The 25940-nt window shown below is 39.4% G+C and carries 24 protein-coding genes and 2 pseudogenes; 3 read left to right on the forward strand and 23 right to left on the reverse strand.

All coding sequences use genetic code 11. The annotated features are described in order from the left end of the window. Positions 1-65 precede the first annotated feature (65 nt). From PQ474_RS06805 to PQ474_RS06870, 14 genes are all read right to left on the reverse strand, one after another. Positions 66-1049, reverse strand: a complete 984-nt coding sequence (locus PQ474_RS06805) for a quinone oxidoreductase family protein (protein ID WP_273841274.1) — start codon at positions 1047-1049, stop codon at positions 66-68. A 14-nt stretch (positions 1050-1063) separates the two neighbouring features. Continuing rightward, entirely contained in the window at positions 1064-1852 is a 789-nt protein-coding gene (locus PQ474_RS06810) for an enoyl-CoA hydratase/isomerase family protein (protein WP_273841275.1), read from the reverse strand. Between the two features lie 14 nt (positions 1853-1866). Beyond that, entirely contained in the window at positions 1867-2631 is a 765-nt protein-coding gene (locus tag PQ474_RS06815; RefSeq protein ID WP_273841276.1) for an SDR family NAD(P)-dependent oxidoreductase, read from the reverse strand. A 12-nt stretch (positions 2632-2643) separates the two neighbouring features. Further along, positions 2644-4413, reverse strand: coding sequence for an acyl-CoA dehydrogenase family protein (locus PQ474_RS06820; RefSeq protein ID WP_273841277.1), 1770 nt, complete (start codon positions 4411-4413; stop codon positions 2644-2646). Beyond that, a complete protein-coding gene (locus PQ474_RS06825; RefSeq protein ID WP_273841278.1) occupies positions 4367-5149 on the reverse strand; it encodes a 2-phosphosulfolactate phosphatase in 783 nt (260 codons plus the stop codon). The genes PQ474_RS06820 and PQ474_RS06825 overlap by 47 nt, the downstream gene beginning before the upstream one ends. Positions 5150-5175: 26 nt before the next feature. Continuing rightward, positions 5176-6237, reverse strand: coding sequence for a phosphotransferase family protein (locus PQ474_RS06830; RefSeq protein ID WP_273841279.1), 1062 nt, complete (start codon positions 6235-6237; stop codon positions 5176-5178). Between the two features lie 11 nt (positions 6238-6248). Then, positions 6249-7025 carry an enoyl-CoA hydratase gene (locus tag PQ474_RS06835; RefSeq protein WP_273841280.1) on the reverse strand — a complete coding sequence of 259 codons (777 nt, stop codon included), beginning with the start codon at positions 7023-7025 and terminating at the stop codon, positions 6249-6251. Further along, the gene (locus tag PQ474_RS06840) at positions 7022-7906 is read right to left on the reverse strand and encodes a 3-hydroxyacyl-CoA dehydrogenase family protein (RefSeq protein ID WP_273841281.1); all 885 of its coding nucleotides are present in this window, start codon (positions 7904-7906) and stop codon (positions 7022-7024) included. The genes PQ474_RS06835 and PQ474_RS06840 overlap by 4 nt, the downstream gene beginning before the upstream one ends. A gap of 66 nt (positions 7907-7972) precedes the next feature. Next, entirely contained in the window at positions 7973-8536 is a 564-nt protein-coding gene (locus PQ474_RS06845; protein WP_273841282.1) for a TetR/AcrR family transcriptional regulator, read from the reverse strand. Between the two features lie 125 nt (positions 8537-8661). Next, positions 8662-9411: an SDR family NAD(P)-dependent oxidoreductase gene (locus PQ474_RS06850; protein ID WP_273841283.1), complete on the reverse strand. Its 750-nt coding sequence runs from the start codon at positions 9409-9411 to the stop codon at positions 8662-8664. A gap of 14 nt (positions 9412-9425) precedes the next feature. Beyond that, the gene (locus tag PQ474_RS06855; protein ID WP_273841284.1) at positions 9426-10598 is read right to left on the reverse strand and encodes a thiolase family protein; all 1173 of its coding nucleotides are present in this window, start codon (positions 10596-10598) and stop codon (positions 9426-9428) included. Between the two features lie 14 nt (positions 10599-10612). Then, complete coding sequence (locus tag PQ474_RS06860) at positions 10613-11386, reverse strand: SDR family oxidoreductase (protein WP_273841285.1); 774 nt, start codon at positions 11384-11386, stop codon at positions 10613-10615. An 11-nt stretch (positions 11387-11397) separates the two neighbouring features. After that, positions 11398-13044, reverse strand: a complete 1647-nt coding sequence (locus PQ474_RS06865; RefSeq protein WP_273841286.1) for a long-chain-fatty-acid--CoA ligase — start codon at positions 13042-13044, stop codon at positions 11398-11400. A gap of 14 nt (positions 13045-13058) precedes the next feature. Further along, positions 13059-14273, reverse strand: coding sequence for an acyl-CoA dehydrogenase family protein (locus PQ474_RS06870; RefSeq protein WP_273841287.1), 1215 nt, complete (start codon positions 14271-14273; stop codon positions 13059-13061). Positions 14274-14341: 68 nt separating this feature from the next. Between PQ474_RS06870 and PQ474_RS06875 the strand changes: the two genes are divergently transcribed. After that, positions 14342-15406, forward strand: a complete 1065-nt coding sequence (locus tag PQ474_RS06875) for a Na/Pi symporter (protein WP_337956342.1) — start codon at positions 14342-14344, stop codon at positions 15404-15406. 48 nt (positions 15407-15454) lie between these two features. On the opposite strand, the gene PQ474_RS06880 is transcribed toward PQ474_RS06875, so the two are convergent. The 3 genes and pseudogenes from PQ474_RS06880 to PQ474_RS26575 all read right to left on the reverse strand — a co-directional run. Continuing rightward, the gene (locus PQ474_RS06880) at positions 15455-16117 is read right to left on the reverse strand and encodes a hypothetical protein (RefSeq protein ID WP_273841288.1); all 663 of its coding nucleotides are present in this window, start codon (positions 16115-16117) and stop codon (positions 15455-15457) included. 192 nt (positions 16118-16309) lie between these two features. After that, a pseudogene (locus tag PQ474_RS06885) lies at positions 16310-16597 on the reverse strand (high affinity choline transporter 1); the annotation flags it as partial. 99 nt (positions 16598-16696) lie between these two features. Beyond that, positions 16697-16780: pseudogene (locus PQ474_RS26575) on the reverse strand (MerR family DNA-binding transcriptional regulator); the annotation flags it as partial. Between the two features lie 152 nt (positions 16781-16932). Here PQ474_RS26575 and ymzB point away from each other — a divergent pair. Continuing rightward, the gene (ymzB, locus tag PQ474_RS06890) at positions 16933-17289 is read left to right on the forward strand and encodes a protein YmzB (protein ID WP_273841289.1); all 357 of its coding nucleotides are present in this window, start codon (positions 16933-16935) and stop codon (positions 17287-17289) included. Positions 17290-17417: 128 nt separating this feature from the next. Then, positions 17418-18704: a sensor histidine kinase gene (locus PQ474_RS06895; RefSeq protein ID WP_273841290.1), complete on the forward strand. Its 1287-nt coding sequence runs from the start codon at positions 17418-17420 to the stop codon at positions 18702-18704. Positions 18705-18754: 50 nt separating this feature from the next. Here PQ474_RS06895 and deoC read toward each other — a convergent pair whose 3' ends face one another. The 6 genes from deoC to dnaK all read right to left on the reverse strand — a co-directional run bounded on the left by deoC (position 18755) and on the right by dnaK (position 25927). Then, a complete protein-coding gene (deoC, locus tag PQ474_RS06900; protein WP_273841291.1) occupies positions 18755-19429 on the reverse strand; it encodes a deoxyribose-phosphate aldolase in 675 nt (224 codons plus the stop codon). A gap of 228 nt (positions 19430-19657) precedes the next feature. Continuing rightward, positions 19658-21007 carry a tRNA (N(6)-L-threonylcarbamoyladenosine(37)-C(2))-methylthiotransferase MtaB gene (gene mtaB / locus PQ474_RS06905; protein ID WP_273841292.1) on the reverse strand — a complete coding sequence of 450 codons (1350 nt, stop codon included), beginning with the start codon at positions 21005-21007 and terminating at the stop codon, positions 19658-19660. Positions 21008-21012: 5 nt separating this feature from the next. Next, positions 21013-21765, reverse strand: a complete 753-nt coding sequence (locus tag PQ474_RS06910) for a 16S rRNA (uracil(1498)-N(3))-methyltransferase (RefSeq protein ID WP_273841293.1) — start codon at positions 21763-21765, stop codon at positions 21013-21015. Between the two features lie 49 nt (positions 21766-21814). Further along, a complete protein-coding gene (gene prmA, locus PQ474_RS06915) occupies positions 21815-22750 on the reverse strand; it encodes a 50S ribosomal protein L11 methyltransferase (RefSeq protein ID WP_273841362.1) in 936 nt (311 codons plus the stop codon). Positions 22751-22778: 28 nt separating this feature from the next. Continuing rightward, positions 22779-23894, reverse strand: coding sequence for a molecular chaperone DnaJ (gene dnaJ, locus PQ474_RS06920; RefSeq protein ID WP_273841294.1), 1116 nt, complete (start codon positions 23892-23894; stop codon positions 22779-22781). A 191-nt stretch (positions 23895-24085) separates the two neighbouring features. Beyond that, a complete protein-coding gene (gene dnaK / locus PQ474_RS06925) occupies positions 24086-25927 on the reverse strand; it encodes a molecular chaperone DnaK (protein WP_273841295.1) in 1842 nt (613 codons plus the stop codon). Positions 25928-25940: the final 13 nt, after the last annotated feature.

The raw sequence follows: 25940 nt of genomic DNA on the forward strand, positions 1-25940 counted from the left end.
TACCATTTTAGACAAAATAGTAAACACTCATTGCTCTTTAGATCATAGTCTTAAATCAACATTCGCTACGGTTTTAAGATTAACTTCCCAACTGTCTTTCTTCCTTGCAGGAGCGTGTGGACGCTTGCGGCTTCTTCTAACCGATAAATTCCACCAATTTGTAATTTTAATTCTCCTTTTCCAACAAAGGTTAATAACTCCTTCATACTCGACTGCAATAAAGCTGGCTTACGCATAATTTGTGGCAGAAAAAATCCAATGACGGATTGATTGCGGGCCATCAATGAGGACGGATTAAAAGGACTTTGCTCCCCACTAGCGACTCCGTAGACAACGAGACGACCAAAAGTAGCCAAACATTTTAAGGTATCGATAAAAACACGTCCTCCAGCCATTTCTAAAGCAATGTCAACACCCTTTCCGTTCGTCGCTTCGAGCACTTTTTCATGCCAATTCTCTTCGCTATAGTTCACTAAAACATCTGCTCCTAGCTTCTTAGCAAGCTCTAACTTTTCACTTGTACTAGCCGTCGCAATCACTTTATTCGCACCAAAGAGTTTGGCTAGTTGAACAGCAATGGTTCCTACACCTCCCGCTGCCGCATGAACGAGCACCGTCTCTCCTGGCTCAATTCGCCCCATTGTTTTTAAAATATGATAAGCGCTTAACCCTTGTAGAGGAAGAGAAACCGCAAGTTCAAAGCTTACGTTTTCTGGTACAGGCATTAACCCTCTTTCATCAGCAATAGAATATTCTGCATAGCCCGTTGCACGCTTGGAACCAAGTAACGTGACAACACGGTCACCTGGTTTTACTGCTTTGACTTCTGAACCGACTTCTTCAATAATCCCAGCCACTTCAGCACCAGGAACGAATGGAAGCGGTGTTGGTATTACATACTGCCCTTCTCTTCTCGCTGTATCTGCATAATTCACACCGATGGCTTCTATTTTTATTAATACTTCTTTCGCTTCGGGAGCCGGACGATCAAGGTTCACTACCTTTAACACATCTGGACCTCCATAAGTCGTTATTTGAACAGCTTTCATTTTTCTCATCCTTCCTAATTTCCTTTAAAGTTTGGCTTTCGTTTTTCTTTAAAAGCGCTTACGCCTTCGTGATGATCATTAGTGGTAACCATCATCGATTGAGTAATCCGTTCAGCTTCTAGAATCTCTTGTAAACTCGCGGTATCTGCTAGATTTGTAAGCTTCTTCATTAAACCAATAGCCTTTACTGGTTGCTTTGTGAATGAAAGAGCAAATTCTCTTGTTTTTTCTTCCATTTCAGCCAGAGGGTATACATGATTAACTAAGCCCCATTGTTGAGCTTGTTTGGCATCAAGTGGTTCAGCTTTAAACAAAATCTCTTTTGCTTGATAAGGGGTGAGCGCACGTGGAATAAAGAAATGGCCACCTCCATCGGATACGAGTCCAACTTGAGCAAAACTTAAAATAAAGGAAGTTCCTTCTGCAGCAACGATTAAATCACAAGCAAGGGCAAGATTGAAGCCTGCACCTGCAGCGAAACCATGAACGGCTGCAATAATAGGCTTCTCCAACTGCCTCATTTGTTCAATTAACCCATTTAACTGACCGATGTGATCAAAGACCTCTACTGGACTTGCATCACCCATCGTCTTCACGTCTCCACCTGCACTAAATGATCTTCCCGCCCCTTTTATCACAACAACTTTAACTTCATCATCATCACTTGCTAATTGTAGATGCGTCTTTAATCCTATAATCATTTCTGGACTAAAAGCATTTAATGATTGTGGTCTATTCAGCGTTAACTCCATCAACCCATCCTGTATTGAAACAAGAAGATCTTTTGTTTCTGTTGTTTCCACCTTTATCCCCCCTCTTAAACGGTTAACCAACCTCCATCAATGAGTAAGTCAGTCCCTGTCACATAACTAGAGTCCGATGATGCTAAAAATGCCACTGCTTTAGCCACCTCTTCAGCTCTGCCTATTCTCTTTAACAATGTATGGAGCTCTATCGCTTGATTAAAAGACGCATTTTCCAAGCTTTCTTTTGTCATAGGTGTTTCAATAAATCCAGGTGAAACAGAGTTGACCCGCACACCATTTGAGGCTAGTTCCCCAGCTAACGCTTTCGTTAAATGAATTACAGCTGCTTTGGCAGTACTATAGTGCGGGATTTTCGCACCTGCTTTATGACCTGATAATGAGGCAATATTTACAATGGCTTTATTCTCTGCTTTGGCATCAGCTAAAAGCGGTCCTACATGTTTAGCCATCAAAAACACACTTGTCACATTCGTTTTTTGAACATACTCCCAATCCCATTCTTCTAATTGAAGAATGGATCCGCTAGATGAAGTACCAGCGTTATTAATTAGCACATGAACTACCTCAAAATTATCCTTCAAATAGGCAGCCAATAGTTCAACTTCTTCTTCAGCCGTTACATCAGCTACATAAACGTACGCATGCTGGTTATCTGATCTTTCGGATACTATTTCGGCTACCGCTTCTAGTTTTTCTTTTGTCCGCCCAACTAAAACGACCGTAGCTCCTTCATCTGCCAATTGGATTGCTGTCGCTTTTCCAATTCCACTACCAGCACCTGTAATGACTGCGACCTGATTTTGAAATCGTTTCAAATTCTTTCCTCCTTATGAACAAATGTATTGTCCCGTCTCATTTAATGATTCAGCGATAAAACGGTTACGATTCGTTCGATTAGAGAACAAATGACCATGTAACTGTTTGTTTAATAAATTTCTTAAACCTTCCACTTCTGGTGTCATGTCAAAACCAGCTAGCAATTGATCAGTCATTACTTTTACCTTCATCAAACTACTTTCTACAACAGCTGTTGCCAGAAGATCAGGAATAGTGTTCACACTCTCTTGATTTGATTTAACAGCTCTTAGTACGGCAGACTCTGATGCAAATAGCTCAATTGCAATATCAGCTAGTTTCATCAAAGTTTCCTGCTCATTTTCGAGGTTCATCCCAAATTGTTTAAATGTTAACCCAGCAAGAGCTAAGTATGCTGTGCGAATGCCTTCCACAACCTCTTGTTCTTGACCTAGCCTCCCATCCTTTGAGTTCAGTTGGTTTTCTTGTAATCTAGCGATTGCACCTTCAATCGCCTCTTGAATCGGAAGTTCACCCTTAGCTCCTTTTCGAAAGAAAATTCCTGGGATTAACAAGCGGTTAATCTCATTGGTCCCTTCAAAAATTCGATTGATCCTAGAATCCCGATAAGCTTGTTCAATCGGGTACTCCTTGATAAAACCTGCCCCCCCGTGGAGTTGCAACGATTCGTCTACAATAAAATCTAGCGTCTCAGAGCCATAGACTTTACAAATGGCACACTCTAAGGCATATTCCATCATTCGTTTCCCAACTAGAGAGAGATCTTTTGAATCTTCAAGATCTCCAAGTGCTTCCTCTAGTAAGGAGGCTGTACGATACTGCACTGCTTCAGCTGCATAGATTCGAGCAGCCATTTGGGCTACCTTTTCTTTTGTCGCACCAAATTCGCTAATCCGTCTCTTGAATTGCTTACGCTCATTTGTATGTTGAATCGCTAATTCCAGGGCTCCTTTTGCTCCTCCCATACAAGCAAATCCGAGATTAAATCTCCCTAAATTTAATACATTTAAAGCTATCACATGACCCTTTCCGATAATGCCAAGTACATTTTCAACAGGTACCTGACAATCTTCTAAAATAACGCTGCATGTCGATGAACCTTTAATTCCCATTTTGTTTTCTTCTGGACCAAGTGATAATCCTGGGAAATCCTTCTCGACAATAAAGGCTGTAAATTGATCTCCGTCAACCTTTGCGTAAACAATGAACGTATCTGAAAATACAGCATTGGTGATGTATAATTTAGTTCCATTAAGTAAGTAATGTGTACCTTCTTCATTTAAAACCGCTGTGGTTTTAGCAGCTAATGCATCAGATCCCGATGCTGGCTCTGTTAAACAATAAGCTCCTAAAAATTCACCCGATGCTAATTTAGGAAGATATTTTTCTTTTTGAGCATCCGACCCGAAGTAAGTAATCGGTAGTGTAGCGATACATGTATGATTAGACTGAGCTACCCCGTAACTACTTGATTGCCCTACCATCTCACCAACAATCCCTTTACTGATCTTATCCAAACCTAATCCACCATATTTCTCAGGAATACTATGCGCAAGTAAACCTAGCTCTCCTGCTTTTTTTAAGAGGTTTACGGTTACCTCGAAATTCTGAGATTCAATTTCCCCACGCATTGGAAGAACTTCTTTCTCAATAAATTGTTTGGCCGTTTGACCAATCATCACTTGCTCGTCACTTATATCCTCAGGTGTAAACAGATCCTCTGCCGTAATTCCTTCAACGAGGAAGCGTCCACCCTTCATTTCCTTCTTCAACTGTTCCATCTTCCTTCTCCTCCTTCCACACAATGTGGCAATTATCATAAATCGGTACGTTCTGGTCACAGTTTTCATGAATCACATATTGCAAATCTTCTTCGCAATTATGTTCTAGTAAAAACTTTCCAACTGCTGAACTAGCCAGTAATTGATAACGATCTGCATGGTTTTGTTGATAAAATAAACGAGAAGCTAATGCTCCATCTGTAAGCGTAGCTGAGGGAAGTAATTTATTAAAACATGTAACTAGATAACCAGCCCCGTAAAAATCTTCTAAACAAAATTGTCCTTGTGACCCCGAACAGATAACGATGATGTCTTGAGTAGGCTTTAACGATTTAACAGCATCTTGGACAATCGCTTCTCCATTTCTCAACGATCCCGCGTATAATTTCGTTGCCATCTCTGAGCGCCTTAGCGCAACAGTTCCATTTGTGGTTGCTAAAATGACTGATTTTCCTTTTACATATTTGGAGAGAATGATTGGATTGGGAGCGATGAATCCGTCTAGCACCCTCCCATTCTTCTCTCCGATGAGAATGAACTCATCGGGATGAAACTTCCTTAAAAATTTTAAGGCAGCATTCTCATCTAGAACAGGTATCACTTCCGTTGCACCACTTTCTAAACAAGCAGCAATCGTTGTCGTTGCAAGAAGGACATCTAAGACTATTGCAACTTGACCTTTTAGTTTTTCAGAAATGATATCTTCTTTTTTTAATACGACATGAATCTTTGACATATTGCCCTCCTTCTCTAGGAGTCTACCTAACTTAATTTGGTTGTAGCTGTTTGGCGACCATGTTTGATAAGAGCAGCAACAGTTTGATCCAACTGAGAAAACCTCGGATCCGTTGTTTGACCTTTATAAAAGCGATAATAAATTTGCTGAGCGATTACCGCTAGTTTAAAATAGCCAAAGGTGACGTAATAATGTAAGTCTGAAACATCACGTCCACTCTTTCTAGCGTAACGCTCTGCCCAATCTCTTCTTGTATAAAATCCAGGTAGCACCGTAACAGGTGGTTTCCCAAATCCTCTTACAAGTTCAATCGGGTCATCCTCCTCAATCCAATAACTTAACGCTACCCCGACATCAGCAAGAGGATCCCCTACCGTTGTCATCTCCCAGTCAAAAAGACCAATCATCCGTTTACCATCTTTTGAAAACATTGCATTGTTTAATTTGTAATCATAATGAATGACAGTGGCTGATTGTGAAGATGGTAAATGATCGGTAAGCCAAGAGGTTAAGTCAGCAAGTCCCTCGTGCTCACTTGTTTTGGATCGTTCATAACGGCCGATCCACCCCCTTACTTGTCGCTCTAAAAAACCATCTGGTTTAGATAAGTGAACCAGGTCCGTTTTCTTGTAATCAATTTGGTGTAATTCAACAAGATGGTCCACCATTTGTTCAGAGATTATCCGTCCAATTTCGGCTGTGGAGTTTAGTGTGGGCGGAAACTCAGTGTCCAAAACGATTCCTTTTTTTCTTTCCATTAAAAAGAAAGGGCTTCCAATTATTGATTCATCAGAACAAAAAATATACGTTTTTGGTACAAGTGAATAGGATTCATGTAGGCTTGCCATAATAGTTGATTCTCGTTCCATGTCATGTGCTCGGGCCGCGACCGGGCCAAGGGGAGGGCGCCGCAGAACAGCCTCCCAATTTCCGATAGTAAGCAAGTAGGTTAAATTGGAGTGGCCTGATGGAAACTGGCTAACAACAAGGTCTCCATCAGGGACATCAGTCATTGATCTTCGAATATAGTTTTTTAAGTTATCAAGTGGGAGTTCTTCCCCCTGACGTACGACAATTGTATCTCTCATTTTTGCCTCCTCTACCTGTGACGGAAAACCGGTTTACGTTTTTCAATAAACGCTTGCACGCCTTCTCGTATATCCTCGGTTTGGAAGACCTCTGTGAATAATGTAGCCTCATGCTCTATCGCAGCAGGAAAGCTCATGTCTGTCCCTTCATCTACAGCACGTTTAATGAAAGATAAAGCAGGCAATGAATGATGACGAATCTTTCCTGCGAGTTCCATTGCTTTTTCAAGCCCTCCACCAGTAGGAACAACATAATTGATAAGTCCTATTTTTTCTGCTTTTTCTGCTGGAATCGGTTCACCTGTAAACATGAGTTCCTTTGCTTTGGCTTCTCCGATTAACCTTGGCAGACGCTGAGTTCCTCCTCCACCAGGGAATAAGCCCAACTTAATTTCAGGTAAACCAATCAGTGTATGAGACTCAGCAATTCGCATATCACATGTTAGTGCCAGTTCACATCCCCCCCCAAACGTTAATCCATTTAGAACTGCAATAGTTGGTTTAGGGAAGAAGTCAATCTGGTTTAGGACCGAATGGGTCTCCATGACCTGAGCCTTCATATTAGGATGATCCATCAATTGTGGAAACTCTTTTATATCAGCACCAGCCATAAATGCCGTCTCACCAGAACCTGTTAAAATAATAACCAGTGTTTCTTGATCTTCTTCAAGAACTTGAAATGTCTCTCGCAAAGCAAATACAACCTTCTGATTCATTACATTTAAAGGGGGGTTATTAATGGTGATCGTTGCAATTCCGTTTTCTTTTTTTACCTCTACTAAACTCATGATTTCACCTCAAGTTTGCTATAATCATACCAACCTTTACCAGTCTTTCGTCCAAGTAAACCAGCTTTCACTTTTTCCTCGATGCATGTCGGAGGTTTATCTTGAGGATCGCCTGTTTCAGCATACCGTTGCTGATTGACAAAATAGGCAACATCAATTCCTGATAAATCCATGAGAGCAAATGGTCCAATTGGATGATTCAACGCCTTTTTACAAATTAAATCAATATCTTCAAAGCTTGCATATCCTTCTTCATACAACTGTACAGCTTCTTTTGTTAGTGCCCCAAGAATTCGATTTGCAATAAAGCCAGAGATCTCCTTGTGTAAAAGAACAGCGGTCCGATTCATTTGCTTGCTTACTTCCATCGTGATCTCAGCCGTTTCACCGGATGTATGTTCGCTTTTTACCACTTCCACACAATCCATTACCAGTGGAGGAAAAAAGAAGTGCATATTACACACTTTATCTGGTCTATTTGTCGCATCCGCAATTTTTGAATTGACGATGGTTGAAGAATTTGTAGCTAGAATGGCATGTGGAGGCGCAAGTTGATCTAATTTTTCAAATAGATCTCGCTTCACATCTAACTTTTCAACAATAGCTTCTATTACAAAATCAGTATGAGATACGGCCTCAGTTAAATCCGTAGTAAAGCAGAGCCTAGAAAAGGCGGCCTGTAATTTTTCTTCGCTGATTTTTCCTTTCTTTACCCACTTTCCTAATTGAAAATGTAAACTCTCCTTTGCTTTTTCAAGAGAGCCTTGCTCGATGTCTTGTAAAGTCGTTTCATAACCTCCAAGAGCTGAAAGCATCGCTATTTGATGCCCCATTGATCCAGCTCCTATTACTGCGAGATGCTTAATCGTCCTTTTCCCCATCTTAATCCCCCTTTTATACTAACCAGTTGGTATGTTTAGAGTTGAAGATCCTACATGGAAGGATCTTTATGTTGCCTTTAGCCCATTGAGCATAAAATCAATATAGATGGTTGATACTGCTTTTTCATCTAACTTTCCTTTTGGATCAAACCAATGATAACTCCAGTTTACCGCTCCAAGAATCGCCAGTGCCACAATCTCCACATTTAGATCTTGACGAAACTCTCCTGTGTCAATCCCTTCTTGAATGACCTTATTCAGGTTTTGCCTAAATAAATCACGCTTCTTAAAAATATCCTTCAAATGTTCTTCATTTAGATGCTGCATTTCTCTAAAGAACACCCTAGCGCTTTGCCCATGTCCTTCTATATGTTTCATAATCATATATACAATATCATATAGCTTTTGCTCAGATTTCGTATTTTTAATAAAGACTTCATCTTGATTTTGAAGTAACTCATCAATATAGCGTAAATGAATTTCCATTAACAATTCTTCTTTACTTTTAAAATAATAATAAAATGTCCCTTTCGTTACGCCCAGTTCCTCTACAATATCCTGAATGGATGTCTCTGTAAAACCATTATGACCAAATAAATCAATACTCACTTCAATTATTTTTTCCTTCATGTTGTCGCCTCACAATCTCTTTCAAAAATCATCCGCTCTAGTATACCATAAATGTCATCACCACTTTAATGAAATAGGTAACTAACTGGGTTCATTGTGAGTTCCTATTACGAGGAATTGGTATGTTAAAAGGTTAAACCCCCTCCATCTACCATTAACGTTGTACCCGTTATATAAGAAGATTCTTCCGATACCAAAAAACGAATGGCATTGGCAACTTCTAATGGTGTCCCTATTCTTCTTAGTGCATTGGCTGTACTTAAAATCTTCCACTTTTGCTCCTGCTCCCTCCACCCATCCACAATGGGCGTATCAATAACACCAGGAGCAACAGCATTGACTCGTATATTTTGTCTTCCAAATTCCAGAGCTGCATTTTTTGTTAGGGTAATAACACCTGCTTTGGAAGCATTGTATGCTGACATGAGCTTCTTTCCTTTAAAACCTAACAAACTAGAAACATTGACAATCGCTCCACCGCCACTCGACTCTAATAAAGGGATTCCATATTTCATACCAAGAAACACGCCCGTTAAGTTGATATCAATCACACGTTGCCATTCAGCAATGGATAAATCTGTTAGTTTTACTTCAGTATTCCCTATTCCAGCATTATTAATGAGAATATCTAACCGACCATATTTATGATTTACTTCATCCATCGTTCTTTTCACGTCATCTTCAATTCCTACATCGCAGTGAATAAGAGCGACATCAATTCCTTCACTAGATAATTCTTCTGTTACACGCTCTGCTTTATCACTCACATCAGCGACCACCAACTTCATTTTATCCGCTGCAAGCCTTCGTACTGTTGCTAAGCCAATACCGCCAATACCGCCAATACCACCCGTTACTAGAGCCACTTTTGACATATCCTACCCTCCCATCATTCTCTCTCAATTAAAACTGCAATTCCCTGCCCTCCACCAATACAAGCAGTTATCAAAGCGTAACGCTCTTGCCTTCTTGATAATTCATAGACAGCTTTTGTCATCAGTATTGCTCCTGTAGCCCCCAGTGGGTGCCCATGCGCAATCGCTCCTCCATTTACGTTTAATTTTTTTGAATTAAAATGAAGTTCACGATTTACAGCTATTGTTTGAGCAGCGAATGCTTCATTACATTCAATAAGGTCAATTTGGTCTAAAGACAATCCTGATTTATTTAACAAAGCCATTACTGCTGGAACAGGACCAATCCCCATAATATTCGGATCAACTCCACTAATAGCAGACTGGCTTACTACAGCTAATGGTTTCAAGCCAAGTTCAGAAGCTTTTTCACGTGACATTACAACAAGGGCAGAAGCACCATCATTTAATCCAGAGCTATTTCCTGCTGTCACGGTTCCATTTTCAATAAAAGCCGGTGAAAGTTTCCCCAATCCTTCCATAGAGGTTTGCGGTCTTGGGTGTTCATCTAGCTTAAAGATGATCGGATTACCTTTACGGGTTGGGAGTGCAACCGGAACAATTTGTTCATCGAAATACCCTTTTTCCATTGCATTTGCCATTTTCATTTGACTTTGAAACGCAAATTCATCTTGTTCCTCACGAGTGATGGCATATTTTTTCGCAAGAGCTTCTGCTGTGATACCCATAGGAGGATCGCCAATAGTTGCTGGTGATAATTTTGCAACTCTGAAGTTTGGAGGTGCTGCTGAGTAAGCTTTGGTTGGTCGGTCCATTAAATAAGGTGCTCTACTTAAGCTTTCAATTCCTCCAGCAAGATAGATATCACCAACTCCTGCCTGAATAGCTTGCGCTGCAAGTAAAACCGCATTAATTCCTGAACCACATTGACGATCAATCGTTAAAGCTGGTGTCCTAAGTGGAAATCCAGCTTCTAAAGCAGTGACACGTGCGATATTCCCCCCACCGCTAGACACATTTCCCATAATCACATCATCGATCAGATTGGCATCAAGGTCGACTCTTTTAAGCGCTTCTCTAAACACAATTGCACCAAATTCATGAGCCTCTAATGTTGCTAAAGCCCCTCCTTGTCTTGCAATCGCTGTCCTAACTGCACTTACAATAACTGCATCACGTTTTCCCATTTCATCCCACTCCCCTACATAGCATGCATTCCACCATCAACAATAAGCACATCACCGGTTACATAATCAGAAGCTCTTGACGCAAGAAATAAAGCTGCCCCTTGAAGATCTTGCTCTCCTCCTAAGCGTCCTAATGGAGTTCTTTCTATAATAAATGCTTCTCCCTTATCAATTAATCCTTTTGACATTTTGGTAGGAAAAAAACCTGGTGCTATCGCATTAACATTAATACCGTGTTGCCCCCATTTTGATGCTAAATCTTTTGTAAAAGTAATGACCGCTCCTTTACTTGTGTTGTAGCCTATCGTATCCATAAAGCGTGAATCAACACCGCCGAGTCCAGCTACGGAAGCAATATTAATAATTTTCCCCCCACCTTGCTTGATCATCACATGTCCAGCAGCCTTCGACATCAGAAAAGTACCTGTAACATTCACATTCATAACCTTGTTCCAAGCTTCAAGTGGCATATCCACAGCAGGGGTTCCCCATGTGGCCCCACTATTATTAACAACAATATCAATCGTCCCAAACGTATTTAATGTTTCTTTAATAACAGCTGTAACATCACTCTCTTTTGTCACATCACAAGCAATTGCAATGGCTTTTACTCCTTTTGCCCGTAATTCTTCACAAACTTTCTCACAGGATTCTAGCTTTCTAGAACAAAGAACTAGGTTAGCCTTTGCATCAGCAAAGGCATGCGCCATCTGACGCCCTAAACCACGTCCTCCACCTGTTACAATAGCGGTTTTCCCACTTAGGTCAAATAATGATAACGCATTCATAATACCCCTCCTTATAACGACGTTTTAGAGCGCTCAAAACGTTCAAGTTCCTCATCCCGCAACTTGCGCTTTAACAACTTTCCAACCGCTGATTTAGGTAGTTCCGCTCGAAACTCAACATCCTTTGGTACCTTGTAAGCAGCTAAGTGTTCTTGACAAAATGAAAGGATTTCATCTCTTGTTAAAATGGCATCTTGCTTTGGCGTTATATATGCTTTAACTGTTTCTCCCCGATATTCATCAGGTACGCCAAGTACGATTACTTCTTGTACTCCTTCGTACTGATAAATAATTTCCTCTATTTCTCGAGGGTAGATGTTATATCCACTTGCAATAATCATATCTTTCTTTCGGTCGACAATATAGAAATAACCATCTTCGTCCATTCTTGCTAGATCTCCTGTAAACAACCAACCATCGCGTAAGGTTTTGGCCGTCTCTTCTGGCTTTTTCCAATATCCTTTCATTACTTGTGGACCTTGAATGATTAGTTCACCAACTTCTCCTACTGAAACCTCTTGTATCCCTGTATCCGTTTCTATGACCACTTTTGCATTTGTACTCGGCAACGGAATTCCAATGCTCCCTGCTTTTCTCTCTCTAAAAGATGGGTTAAAGTGCGTAACCGGACAAGCCTCTGATAAACCAAAACCCTCACACACTTGCTTTCCTGTACCTCTCTCAAATGCTTCAAGAGCTTCAACAGGCAAAGAAGACCCACCACTTATAAAGCTACTTATTTGATCAAGGCCAAATGCTTCATATTGGTTAACTTGATTAAATCCAACATACATCGTTGGAACCCCGGCAAATTGAAAAGGTTTTTCTTTTTTTATAATTTCAAGGACTTCTTTCATTTCAAAGCGAGGTATGAGAATTTGGTTCCCTCCATAACTAATCGTTAATAGATTACAACAAGTTAAGCTGAAGATATGAAATAACGGAAGAACATTGACTACACTCGAATTTTTTGGTTTATTCTCTAAGGTGCGGAACATAAAATCATAGATTTGTTCAATGTTCGAAATAAAATTAGCATGAGTCAACATGACACCTTTTGATACACCTGTTGTGCCTCCAGTATATTGCAACACTGCAATATCTTCTTTCGGTTGAATGGCTACTTCCGGTGCTGGATGTTCCATCATTTTTAAGAAAGACTCAAAATGAACATCTTCCTCTTCAAGCTCGACTTCACTTTCCGGTTTTAATGACACGACTATCGCTTTTTTAGTTGGAACATTTTTTCTAATTGCTTTAAATATTGGGTATAAATTGGATAAAACTACGATGTGAGTTGCTTCTGAATCAAGAAGTAAGTATTCAAGTTCACGTGTAACATACATTGGATTCACTTGAACTACTACACCACCTGTTCGAAAAGTGCCGAAAAGAGTAAATAGATAATGCGGACAGTTAGGTAGCATAATAGCTAACCGATCTCCTTTTTTGAACCCATCTTCATGAAGAGCTCCTGCCATCATTTCACTCATTTGCTTTAATTCTTTGTAATTCCAAGTCCGACCATAAAAAGTGATAGCAGTATGATCACCATACTTTCTAACAGTAGTATTTAATAAATCATTTAATGATTCATTCTGAATATTTGCCTCTTCATTAATCCGCTCATCGTACAGTGCTAACCAACGTTTTTCCATTTTTCCCCTCCTAATTAACCGTTGTTTAAGTATGGTTTCAATTCCTGTTTGGCAACTGATTCGAGATGAACTTCATCAGGACCATCTGCAATTCTTAAGGTTCTGATCCCAGCAAACATAGCTGCTAGAGGGAGATCATCACTCACACCCTCAGCTCCAAACGCTTGAATAGTACGATCGATTACACGAAGAGCCATTCTTGGAGCGATCACCTTAATCATCGCTATTTCTTTTTTGGCAACCTTATTTCCAACGGTATCCATCATTGCAGCCGCTTTCAAAGTAAGTAACCTTGCCTGCTCAATTTCAATTCGCGATTCGGCGATCCATTCCCTTACGACACCTTGATTAGCAAGTGGTTTTCCGAAGGCAACACGTCCCACTACCCGTTCACACATGAGCTCTAAAGCCCGTTCCGCAGCCCCAATGGTTCGCATGCAATGATGGATTCGTCCAGGTCCAAGTCTTCCTTGTGCAATCTCAAATCCTCTTCCTTCACCGAGCAACAAATTAGTCGCCGGAACACGTACTTGGTTAAATTTAATTTCTGCGTGTCCATGAGGTGCATCATCATAGCCAAATACGGGAAGCATTCGTTTAACCTCGACTCCAGTACTATCAATTGGAACTAATAACATCGATTGTTGTTTATGTTTTTCGGCAAATGGATCTGTTTTCCCCATTACAATAAGAATCCTACATCTTGGATCTCCAGCCCCTGATGACCACCACTTTGTTCCATTGATAACATATTCATCTCCAATACGCTTAATCGAAATTTGAACATTGGTAGCATCTGAAGAAGCGACTTCTGGTTCTGTCATCGAAAAGGCAGAACGTATCTCTCCATTTAGTAATGGTTTTAGCCATTTTTCTTTCTGTTCTTCTGTACCATAACGTACAAGAACTTCCATGTTCCCTGTATCAGGAGCATTGCAGTTAAATACTTCAGGAGCGATGGCCGACCTTCCCATCATCTCGCAAAGAGGGGCGTATTCTACATTTGTTAAACCTGCACCCTCTTTAGCATCAGGCAAAAAAAGATTCCATAGGCCAGCTTGTTTCGCTTGTCGTTTCATCTCTTCCATTACTGGAGGTATTTTCGAGAAACGATCTATTGGATCTAATTGTTGCTGAAACTTCTTCTCGTTCGGAAAGATCACTTCACTCATAAACAATTTTAGTTCATTTTGTAAGCGCTTAACTTTATCATTATAAGAAAAATCCATACATTTCCTCCTTTCAAACTATACACTCAGTTCACTAACTAACCAGTCAGTATGTTAGGTGGATGAAAATGAGTGGCAATTCATTTGTTAATTCTCTTCCACTATACAACAAACATTTTGAACATTCAATTACTATTTTATTTGATTTTCAGTCATGCTTGTTCAAGTTTGTCCATAGATTGAATAGAGAGGTGATCACAGTGATCAAAGAACTATTTTCCTTATTGGCTGTTTTTATAGCTTTATTCTTATTCGGTATGGTTGTTATGAAAGCTGGACTTTTTCAGCTCGGACAAGCGAGCTTCCAAAAAATTTTATACCGATTAACAAACTCCGCATGGAAAGGCATGATCGTTGGTGCAATTGCTACAGCTATTCTTCAAAGTAGCTCCGCTATTATCATTATGACGGTAGGACTTGTCGCAACGGGATTGTTAACCTTTCGTCACTCTATCGGAATTATCTTAGGTGCTAATATTGGAACCACCATGACAACTGAATTGCTTGCTCTAGATTTGTCTATGTTTATCGTTCCTCTCTTGCTAATCGGCTTACTTTCTTTGTTACTCCCTAGTACACGTGCTTATTCAATTGGATGTCTTTCCTTTGGACTAGCTTGTATTTTTATTGCAATGGACGGATTAGAGACGCTAGCTTATCCTCTTGCATCGATCCCTTCTATTCACTCTTTTTTTGATTTAACGAATGAACATGAATTACTTGGGATTGGCATTGGCACCGTATTAACAGCTATCATTCAATCAAGTACCGCAACAACTGCCATTGCTATGGGGTTCATGTCGGATAATGTCTTAACTCTTCAAGCCGGTATTGCCATTATGTTAGGAGCAAATATAGGAACGTGTGTCACTGCTTACCTTGCAAGTATCGGTTCCGGACGTAGTGCGAAACTCGTTGCTTATGCTAATATTTGGCTTAATGTATTTGGAGTTCTTATCTTTATCCCCTTAATAGGTTGGTTAAGTTCCTTTGCTAGTAGTCTTACTTCATCACCGATGATGCAACTTGCTCATGCTAGTTTAATTTTTAATGTTCTTTGCTCCATTATCATGCTGCCACTCGTTACATATTTCGCTAAGTTTGTCGAATGGTTACATGTAAAAGAGGTTTAAAGAAAAAGGAAACGATGGACAAAAGTCAAATCGTTTCCTTTTTCTTGATTAATTTTGATATTGATTATACATGTCTTGACCAAATTGACTTTGTTGGCCTTGTGGGTTTTGCATTTGTTGTAATTTTTGAAGCTCTTGTTGTTGCTTTTGTTGCTGTTGCGTTTGTTGTTGTAATTGTTGTTGCGATTGATTGATTTGTTGTGTCATCTGGTTTAATACATTAATGGACTGGATAGATTGACCGACATTCCCTAGCATCTGAGTCGCTTGTTGAATCGACTGCTGCAACTGTTGGAATGTTTTTTGCTGTTGTTGTTGTGCTTGAGCGCTTATTTGCTGCATTTGCTGCAATAGTTGTTCAGTTTGTTGTTGATCTTGGCCTTGTGAAGACAAAGTTGAATTGGCTTGTTGTTGAGTAGATTGAAGCTGATTTAGCGTAGACTGCATCGTCTCTAAATGCCCTCTAAGTGGGTTGATTTCTTCACCAATTTCTTCCTCTGCTTTACGCTCTGCCGCACGTTCAACGATTTCCTTTGTACTTCTTTCCATTCCAAACTCCTCCTTAAATTGCTCTTGATTCACATTGTTCAAATCCGTCCGACCAATATATGCCGGTGCCGGCTCAGGCTTATTTCGAAAGAAAAAAGCTAAAACACCCAGTACGGCAACAAGCACAATGACAACGAAGAATAACATTCCATCGATAATCATGCACCTCCAAATAAAACACCAAGTCCACACTGCTTGAGTTGGGACAAAGCTTATTATGATCAACATGATAAGGTTATATTTAATTTAGATCATTCCAATATTAACTACCCTTCTTTATACGATACAAAGAAAGACACTCCCTGTTAAGGAAGTGTCTTTCTGTTAACTCGCTTTTTGTATTTGATCCCGTTCATACGGTAAAAAGTGAGGTAAACCAAATGCGGGTTCTCCTCCACCGATGCGTAAAAATACGGCAATAATTAATCCAGACAACGAACCATATAAGTTTGCATTTTTATAAAATAGTGCCATGGTTAACTGAGGAAACAAAATACAGTAAACCAGATCTGATGCTAAAAACCATAAAGTGTATACACTTTGTACGTTTAACGCAACAATCATTGCTGTCGTACCAACAATTATAATCGTACGTTTAATAACTTTCTTCAATTGTTCGTCACTTGCTTTTGGCTTAAATAGGAAAGCCACTTAGTTAGCATATTAAGTGGCTTTTTCTTGTTACTATTTATAACAAATTATTCATTTGACTATCACATCACATTAACCAGTTTATTTTAGTTAAACTTTTTCCTGACAATACCGTTGTCCTGCCGAATTTCTATCTGATTGTATCAACCCTTCTTCTTCATAATAACGAATTGTTCTAGTGTCTGTAGTTTTTGCATTTTACATACGTTACATCAACAGTGACTGTATTTCTTAAAAATCAGTTCTAATTATGGGGTTTTTTAAGGGGACAAGAATGAACAAGATCCAATTAGGGAAAAGTACAGTATAGATAGAGGAGGTAGAATATGGCTCAAGATATTGAAGAATTGTCAAATTGGTTAGAATCACACAAGGGAAATACATTACTCATTCGTAAAGAAGAGTTATCTACGGGACTACAACAAATTTTTGATATTGATCAAGTTACACTTGCACTTGATCATATTTCACTCATTTCAAATGAAAATAATGTAGATGATTATATTCCTAAACAAGAGTTAATCCTCCACGGACATGGAAACATTCAAAGTCAAAACGGAATGAAAGATATCCCTCAAGAAGCTTATGAAATTCCTCTCCTTGGCGATATTGTTACAACTAACGAAAAAGACGGATTAAAGGTGGAAACAGAGAAGGCCGTCTACAAATTTATGATTCAATAAAAATGACAAAAGACGTCCTACGTCTTTTGTCATTTTTTTAGCAACAAACATTTTATAAATAAAAAGGAATTCAGTCTAGGCATAGAGAACTAGTACTGATACAATAAATCGACAAAATGAGGGGAATTATGAACGAGCTATTTTTTGATCTACAGGTCTTATTACTGAACCTCTCTTTTATATTTCTTCTTTTCTTTATCCATCATAAATATATAGAGGGTAAAATAAATAAAGTATCTAATGAAATATTTTTAGGTGTTATATCTGCAATCTCCATATTACTATGTATGTCTTTTCCTTTCTCAACTTACCCTGGCTTCTTTTTTGATTATCGCTTAATCCCATTTATCATTGGTGCTTTTTACGGTGGGAAAAGAGTCGGTTTCTTTTTATTAGTCGTCCTGCTTACCTATCGATTTATGATCAGCTTTGATGTAGGTTTTTTTTCATCTGTCATCATCTATTCGTTTATCTACATCCTGTTATGTATGGTATCGCCTCATTTTAATAAATTAAAGCAGTTAAGACGAAAAATTATTTTAGCTATTGTTACAAATACAATAGGAATCATTATCATTTTAGTAGTCATCCACTTGTTTAAGGTGCGCTTATCAACATTCGGCTGGTTTTCTTTAACTTCCTTTTATACTTTACAGCTAGTTGTTATGTTCTTCTTTATCTATTTTATTGAGAAAGCGAAAAAAGAGAGTATTGTCTTAAGTGAATTAAAAGAACTCGAAAAACTAAAAGTCGTTAGTGAGATTGCTGCAAGTATTTCACATGAGGTTCGAAACCCTCTAACCGTAACAAAAGGATTTCTTCAATTACTTCAAGATAAGACCCTTCAAGATGAAAAAAAGGATTTCTATATTAAACTTTCTCTAGACGAACTAGAGCGCGCTGAAATCATTATTTCTGACTATTTAACGTTTGCCAAACCATCCTTAAAGAACATTGAACCATTAGAATTAAACACAGAAGTTCATTATATTTTAAAGGTCATTAGTCCTTACGCTACGATGAGAGACGTTCATATAGAGTTTGAACAAGTAAACGATATTTACATAGCAGGTGAACGCCAAAAGCTACATCAATGCTTAATTAACATCGCAAAAAATGGCATTGAAGCAATGCCAGATGGCGGTAATTTAACACTTCAAATAAGTAACTCTAATGAGATGGCTACTATATCCATTATCGATACAGGGATTGGAATGACCGAGGAGCAAATTAGAAGATTAGGTACCCCCTACTACTCGACGAAGTCAACTGGTACGGGCCTTGGAACAATGGTTACGACTAGCATTATAAAAGCCATGAGAGGAAAAATTTCTGTGAGTAGTAAATTGGGAATAGGCACAACCTTTACGATTACTATTCCTCAAATAGACAAAGCACGCAAAGATCGAATATAACTAATAAACAAGACACCAAAGTTAAATAGCTGACCTTTGGTGTCTTGTTTCTAATAATCAGTGTTTGCAGTCTCTCCTTTAATAATAGAGACTCCAGCACTTGCTCCAATACGAGTAGCTCCTGCCTCAACTACTGCTCTTGCTCCTTCAAGATCACGAACTCCACCGGAAGCTTTAACGCCAATATTCGGACCTACTGTTTTTCTCATTAGCATAATGTCTTCTACTGTAGCACCACCTGTTGAAAAACCAGTAGAGGTTTTCACAAAGTCCGTACCCGCTTTGACAGCTATTTCACATGCTCGTACCTTTTCTTCATCTGTGAGAAGGCTTGTTTCGATAATAACTTTAGTTAATGCCTTACCACTTGCTGCTTCAACTACAGCGCGAATGTCTCTCTCCACTAACTCATCATTCTTATCCTTTAAAGCAGCAATATTAATAACCATGTCCACTTCTGTTGCTCCATTTGCAATTGCATTCGTAGTTTCAAACGCTTTCACTTCCGGAGTAGAAGCCCCTAGTGGAAATCCAATAACCGTACAAACTTTTACTTCTTCCGTATCTTTTAATTGCTCTGCAGCAAGTTTCACCCAAGTTGGATTTACACAGACTGAAGCAAACTTATACTCTTTGGCCTCAGAACATAATACTAAAATTTGCTCTTGGGTTGTATTAGCTTTTAGTGCCGTGTGATCAATTAGGTTAGCAATGGATTGACTCACGTGTTAACATCCTCTCTATATGTAAGTTGTCCGTACCTCATCTAATCGTAGCATAGATTCAAATCAGATACAGCAAATTCTTTTATTAACAACTAGTTATTAATATACCCCATTTTTAGCATGTACATATCTAACTTCGTTAAATAGTATGGTTATACAACTGTACAAAGTGATTATAAAAAAATCAAAGCTCCCTTGAAAAGAGAGCTTTTGACTTCTGATTTTATTTTATCCATTTACAATTTGTTTAACTGGCAGGTCTTCCATAACACGCACGAATTCCCCCTGATTATAAGGATAACCAGCTTTCATAATTTTCACTTTCAGCAGTTTTCCAACCATATCTTCCGTTGCAGGTACTTTCACTTTCAAGTAATTATCGGTATAGCCAATATACATTCCGCTATCTGGATTTTCTTTGTCTTGTTCTTCAGGAATCATTTCTAGAACTTCACCTTCAAACATAGAAGAGTACTCTTTGGCAAGCTGATTCGATAATTCAATTAAGCGATGAACTCGAACATTTTTAATTTCTTCATCTACTTGATCCTCCATACGAGCAGCAGGTGTTCCTGTGCGCTTTGAATATGGAAATACATGTAGTTCACTAAATTTATGCTTAGCAATGAAATCAAACGTTTCTTGAAACTCCTCTTCTGTCTCACCAGGAAAGCCAACAATGACATCTGAAGTAACAGCAAGACCAGGAAGAACTTCTTTTAACCGATCTAAACGTTCCCCAAAGAATTCCATCGTATATTTACGACGCATTCGCTTTAATACCGTATTTGAGCCGGATTGCAGAGGAATGTGCAAGTGACGAACGACTTTTTCAGAACGATCGATTACATCGATTACTTCATCTGTAAGTTGACTTGCTTCAATCGAAGAAATACGAATTCGCTTCAAGCCTTCTACTTGTTCTAAGTCTTCTAATAGACGAGCAAGACTGTACTCCTTTAAGTCTTCTCCATAACCACCTGTATGAATTCCCGTAAGAACGATCTCCTTATATCCTGCATCTACTAGTTGCTGAGCCTGTTTGATTACTTCTTTTGGATCACGTGAACGCATAAGCCCACGAGCCCAAGGAATGATACAAAACGTACAGAAATTGTTACACCCTTCTTGGATTTTTAAAGAAGCACGAGTACGATCAGTAAAAGCTGGAACGTCTAACTCCTCATACACGCGTGATTTCATAATATTTCCGACACCATTAATAGGCTCACGTTTCAGTTTAAATTCCTCAATGTATTCAAGCATTTTCACACGGTCTTGCGTTCCTACAACGATATCGACCCCAGGGATCGCCATGATTTCTGCTGGTGATGTTTGGGCATAACAACCTGTGACACAAATAACAGCGTCCGGATTTTTACGAATAGCACGACGTATCACTTGACGACTCTTTTTATCCCCAGTATTCGTAACTGTACAAGTATTAATAACATAAACATCCGAAGTAGCTTCATAATCTACCTTCTCATATCCTTCATTTTGAAACAGTTGCCAAATCGCTTCTGTCTCATAATGATTAACCTTACAACCTAATGTATGAAACGCCACAGTAGGCATTGTCTTCACCTCATTAATTCGAAATGGTACGAAATGGCTGCAAGTGCGTACATGGCAGCCGTTTCTGTACGTAATATTCTCGGACCAAACCCACAAGCTTGAGCACCCTCAAGAAGGAACTGGTCTACTTCTTCATCTGTTAATCCGCCCTCTGGACCAATAATAATAAGAATTCTTTGTCCTTCTGAAAGTGTATTTAATGCAGTTGCAAATTGGGCTTTTTCTCCCTCTTTAGCAGATTCTTCGTAAGCTAAAACGATTGAGTCAAACAAAGGCATTTGCTTTTTAAGTTCTGCTAATGAATGAATATCAAAAACGGTTGGTATTTTTTCTCGATAAGACTGTTCTGCTGCTTCTTTCGCAATTTTCACTAGCCGATCGATTTTCTTTCCCGCCTTTTTTTGATCCCATTTTACAATTGATCTTGAAGCAGAAAATGGGATAAACGCTGTTGCTCCAAGCTCTGTACCTTTTTGGATAATGAGATCAAGCTTGTCCCCTTTAGGAAGTCCTTGAGCAATTGTTACCTCAACAGGAAGTTCCGAATTCGGAGTTAGATCTTCAATTATAGTAGCTATAATTTCTTGATTTTCAATCTCAGAAATGACACATCTGACCGTACGTAAATCATTATTGCTGCAAATAATTTCGTCCCCGATATCCATGCGCATGACTCGTAAGATATGCTTCATATCTTCTCCTGTCACCTTTACCACCTGATCAGTCATCTGCTCCTTCGCAACAAAATACCGTTGCATTTACATCGCCCTCACTATTATAAAATGGTAAGCCCTTCAACAAACACTCTTAGGCTTTACGTGCAATAATGGCTACCCAATCATCCATTTCTACGATTTCCTCAATCGTAAAGCCACCATCTACAAGCGCATCTTTCACCTCTTGCTTTTTCCGTTTAATAATTCCTGAAGTAATATACAACCCATCAGGTTTAAGAACCGCTGCCGCATCTTGAACAAACCGTACTATGACTTCAGCTAAAATATTCGCTACTACTATCTCATAGTGTCCATTAACATCTTCTAGTAAGTTATTTTGTTTAACTGTCACGACATCTTGAACACGATTTAAGTTCACATTTAGCGTTGCACTTTCAACTGCTACATAATCAAGATCAAGCGCTAAAACACTTTTAACCCCTAGCTTTGCCGCAGCGATACTCAATACCCCTGAACCTGTACCAACGTCTACAACTTGCTCTCCACCTTTAATGTACTTATCAAGAGCTTGAATGCATAAAACGGTAGTAGGATGTGTACCTGTACCAAAGGCCATTCCAGGGTCAAGCTCAATAATCATTTCGTTCTCCGTAGGTTCATACTCTTCCCATGTCGGAGTAATTGTAATGGAGCTTGACACCTTAACTGGCTTATAGTATTTTTTCCACGCAGTTGCCCACTCTTCTTCATGAACTTCCGCAATTTGAACTTTGTTATGTCCTAGGTCAATATCATACGTCAGCAAACCATTAATCGATTCTTTTATCTCATCAATCGTTTCTGCTAAAAAACTATTAACCGGGAAGTACGCCTTTATAATAACACCTTCTTCAGGATAATCATCTGGAGAGAGCTGGTAGATTTCACCGAATTTATCGCCCCATTCTCTTACAAGGTCCATAGGGTCTTCTATCACGACACCGCTCGCACCAGCTTCATGTAAAATATTACAAACTGGTTCAACTGCTTCCTCTGTCGTATGAATACTAAATTCTGACCACTTCATCATAATCTCCAACTCCATCCTTAAATTGCTATTCTCCCTTAAAGGCGCGTCTTACTTTTGCAAAAAAACCATCGTTCTGCTCATCCGGTTGCCCACCAGACATTTGTGAGAACTCACGAATCAAATCTTTTTCTTTTTCAGTCAAGTTCTTAGGCGTTACAACACGTATCTTCACATGTTGATCACCTTGTCCTCGTCCATGAACATTTGGTACACCTTTGCCACGAAGGCGGAAATTCGTACCTGTTTGCGTACCAGCTGGAATTTTCAATTTAACTTTTCCATTTAAAGTGGGTACTTCAATTTCATCGCCAAGTGCAACTTGAGCGAACGTTAACGGCATTTCGCAATAGATGTCGTCCCCTTCACGCTCAAAGAACTCATGAGGCTTCACATTAAAGACCACGTAAAGGTCACCAGACGGTCCACCATTTACTCCGGCTTCCCCTTGACCAGAAACACGTAATTGCTGTCCATGATCAATACCAGCAGGAACTTTCACGCTGATTTTCTTGCGTTTCCGAACTTTTCCTTTTCCACCACACGTTGAACATTTAGATTTAATAAACTTTCCAGTACCTTCACAATGATGACAAACACGGCGATTAACGACACGGCCAAATGGTGTATTTTGTTCGACATTTAATTGGCCAGATCCACCACAGTGCGAACATGTTTCTGGTTTTGTTCCTGGTTTGGCTCCAGAACCTGCACATGTTTGACACGTTTCTTCTCGTGGAATCTCAATCTCCGTATCTTTGCCAAATACAGCTTCTTTAAACTCAAGCGTCATCGTATATTGAAGATCGGCACCTTGACGAGGAGCATTAGGGTTTCTACGACCGCCGCCACCACCGAAGAACATATCAAATATATCTCCAAATCCTCCACCGAAGTCTCCACCGCCACCACCGAATCCTTGATTCGGATCTGTATGGCCAAATTGATCATAATGCGCCTTCTTTTGTGGGTCACTCAATGTATCATAGGCGTCTTTTACTTCTTTAAATTTATCCGTAGCATCCGCTTCTTTGTTAACATCTGGGTGATATTTGCGCGCTAATTTGCGATACGCCTTTTTCACTTCATCAACAGAAGCATTTTGATCGACACCAAGGACTTCATAGTAATCTCTTTTACTCATGTCATCCACTCCCGACTAAGTTCCATAACGTTCATCTTATCATCAATCTGTCTAAATCCGCAAGACATAGGTAAGAAGAAGCATTATCCTCTTTTTGGTTATATTCGAAGAAAAAGTCAAAGCCATTTACGCTGACTTTGACCTTTCTACAAGTTTAAAAACTAACGTTGTCTAATCCTTTAATCGAACGCTTATTTCTTTTCTTCTTCTTTTACTTCTTCGTATTCAGCATCTACAACATTTTCATCTGTATTTGAAGTGCCAGCATCTGCACCTTCAGCCCCTTGTGCTGCTTGTGCTGCCTGAGCCGCTTGCTCATACATCTTCGTTGTTAAAGCCATAACGATTTCTTGAAGCTCGTCTTTAGCTGTGCGGATCTCGTCAATGTTATTAGACTCGATTGCAGCTTTCAACTTATCTTTTGCAGCTTCTGCTTTGTCTTTTTCTTCTTGTTCAACATTATCAGCAAGATCCTTAAGCGTTTTTTCTGTTTGGAAAACAAGTTGATCCGCTTCGTTACGAAGTTCTACTTCTTCACGACGTTTTTTGTCTTCTTCAGCATTTGCTTCAGCATCTTTCACCATTTTTTCAATCTCTTCATCAGATAGACCTGAAGAAGATGTAATTGTGATCGATTGCTCTTTGTTTGTTCCAAGATCTTTTGCCTTAACATTTACGATACCATTTGCATCAATATCAAATGATACTTCAATTTGCGGAACTCCACGTGGTGCTGGTGGAAGATCCGTTAATTGGAAACGTCCAAGTGTTTTATTGTATGCTGCCATTTCACGCTCACCTTGTAAAACGTGAATATCAACTGACGGTTGGTTATCTGCAGCCGTAGAGAATACTTGTGATTTAGAAGTTGGGATCGTTGTATTACGCTCAATTAACTTTGTAAATACGCCACCCATTGTTTCAATACCAAGTGATAGTGGTGTTACGTCTAAAAGAACAACGTCTTTAACGTCTCCTGTAAGGACACCAGCTTGAACAGCAGCACCAAGAGCAACTACCTCATCTGGGTTAACTCCTTTATGAGGGTCTTTCCCAGTTAACTTTTTAATCGCCTCTTGAACAGCAGGAATACGAGTTGACCCACCAACAAGAACGACTCTGTCGATTTCACTTGCAGATAAACCTGAATCAGAAAGTGCACGACGAGTTGGTTCAAGTGTACGCTCAACTAAATTAGATGAAAGCTCTTCAAATTTTGCACGACTTAAGCTAAGCTCTAAGTGCTTAGGGCCTGTAGCATCAGCAGTGATAAATGGAAGAGAGATTTGTGTTTGTGTCACTCCAGACAAGTCTTTCTTTGCTTTTTCAGCAGCGTCCTTTAGACGTTGCATAGCCATTTTATCTTGAGAAAGGTCGATACCGTTGTCTTTTTTAAACTGGTCAACAAGGTAATCAATAATGACTTGGTCAAAATCATCTCCACCAAGCTTGTTATCCCCAGATGTTGCTTTTACTTCGAAGAACCCTTCACCTAGTTCAAGAATAGAAACGTCAAACGTACCACCACCAAGGTCATACACAAGGATTGTTTGATCCTCTTCTTTTTCTAATCCGTAAGCGAGCGCTGCTGCAGTTGGCTCATTCACAATACGCTCTACTTCAAGACCAGCAATTTTTCCAGCATCTTTTGTTGCTTGACGTTGTGAATCATTGAAGTAAGCTGGAACTGTGATAACAGCTTTCGTTACTTTTTCACCAAGATATGCTTCAGCATCAGATTTTAATTTTTGTAAAATAATAGCAGATAGTTCTTGAGGCGTAAAATCTGTCCCCTCAATAGTCTCTTTATAATCTGTACCCATATGACGCTTAATAGAAATAACTGTATTAGGATTAGTGATAGCTTGACGCTTTGCTACTTCCCCTACAAGACGCTCACCATCTTTAAACGCAACAACTGATGGAGTTGTACGATTACCTTCTGGATTTGGAATAACAGTTGCTTCGCCGCCTTCCATGACAGCCACACAAGAGTTTGTTGTACCTAAGTCAATACCAATGATTTTACTCATGAATTTCTTCCTC

Source organism: Halalkalibacter alkalisediminis, assembly GCF_028610705.1.
Taxonomy (GTDB): domain Bacteria; phylum Bacillota; class Bacilli; order Bacillales; family Bacillaceae_D; genus Halalkalibacter; species Halalkalibacter alkalisediminis.

Bases quoted from the DNA above. Each gene is read 5' to 3' on its own strand.
- PQ474_RS06895 (WP_273841290.1), top strand. From the start codon at position 17,418: ATGAACGAGCTATTTTTTGATCTACAGGTCTTATTACTGAACCTCTCT.
- dnaJ (WP_273841294.1), bottom strand. From the start codon at position 23,894: ATGAGTAAAAGAGATTACTATGAAGTCCTTGGTGTCGATCAAAATGCT.
- prmA (WP_273841362.1), bottom strand. From the start codon at position 22,750: ATGAAGTGGTCAGAATTTAGTATTCATACGACAGAGGAAGCAGTTGAA.
- PQ474_RS06805 (WP_273841274.1), bottom strand. From the start codon at position 1,049: ATGAAAGCTGTTCAAATAACGACTTATGGAGGTCCAGATGTGTTAAAG.
- PQ474_RS06840 (WP_273841281.1), bottom strand. From the start codon at position 7,906: ATGGGGAAAAGGACGATTAAGCATCTCGCAGTAATAGGAGCTGGATCA.
- PQ474_RS06835 (WP_273841280.1), bottom strand. From the start codon at position 7,025: ATGAGTTTAGTAGAGGTAAAAAAAGAAAACGGAATTGCAACGATCACC.
- PQ474_RS06880 (WP_273841288.1), bottom strand. From the start codon at position 16,117: ATGATTATCGATGGAATGTTATTCTTCGTTGTCATTGTGCTTGTTGCC.
- PQ474_RS06865 (WP_273841286.1), bottom strand. From the start codon at position 13,044: ATGGAAAAACGTTGGTTAGCACTGTACGATGAGCGGATTAATGAAGAG.
- PQ474_RS06875 (WP_337956342.1), top strand. From the start codon at position 14,342: ATGAGTGGCAATTCATTTGTTAATTCTCTTCCACTATACAACAAACAT.
- dnaK (WP_273841295.1), bottom strand. From the start codon at position 25,927: ATGAGTAAAATCATTGGTATTGACTTAGGTACAACAAACTCTTGTGTG.
- PQ474_RS06910 (WP_273841293.1), bottom strand. From the start codon at position 21,765: ATGCAACGGTATTTTGTTGCGAAGGAGCAGATGACTGATCAGGTGGTA.
- PQ474_RS06850 (WP_273841283.1), bottom strand. From the start codon at position 9,411: ATGTCAAAAGTGGCTCTAGTAACGGGTGGTATTGGCGGTATTGGCGGT.
- PQ474_RS06860 (WP_273841285.1), bottom strand. From the start codon at position 11,386: ATGAATGCGTTATCATTATTTGACCTAAGTGGGAAAACCGCTATTGTA.
- PQ474_RS06830 (WP_273841279.1), bottom strand. From the start codon at position 6,237: ATGAGAGATACAATTGTCGTACGTCAGGGGGAAGAACTCCCACTTGAT.
- PQ474_RS06870 (WP_273841287.1), bottom strand. From the start codon at position 14,273: ATGGATTTTTCTTATAATGATAAAGTTAAGCGCTTACAAAATGAACTA.
- PQ474_RS06820 (WP_273841277.1), bottom strand. From the start codon at position 4,413: ATGGAACAGTTGAAGAAGGAAATGAAGGGTGGACGCTTCCTCGTTGAA.
- ymzB (WP_273841289.1), top strand. From the start codon at position 16,933: ATGGCTCAAGATATTGAAGAATTGTCAAATTGGTTAGAATCACACAAG.
- PQ474_RS06855 (WP_273841284.1), bottom strand. From the start codon at position 10,598: ATGGGAAAACGTGATGCAGTTATTGTAAGTGCAGTTAGGACAGCGATT.
- PQ474_RS06845 (WP_273841282.1), bottom strand. From the start codon at position 8,536: ATGAAGGAAAAAATAATTGAAGTGAGTATTGATTTATTTGGTCATAAT.
- mtaB (WP_273841292.1), bottom strand. From the start codon at position 21,007: ATGCCTACTGTGGCGTTTCATACATTAGGTTGTAAGGTTAATCATTAT.
- PQ474_RS06825 (WP_273841278.1), bottom strand. From the start codon at position 5,149: ATGTCAAAGATTCATGTCGTATTAAAAAAAGAAGATATCATTTCTGAA.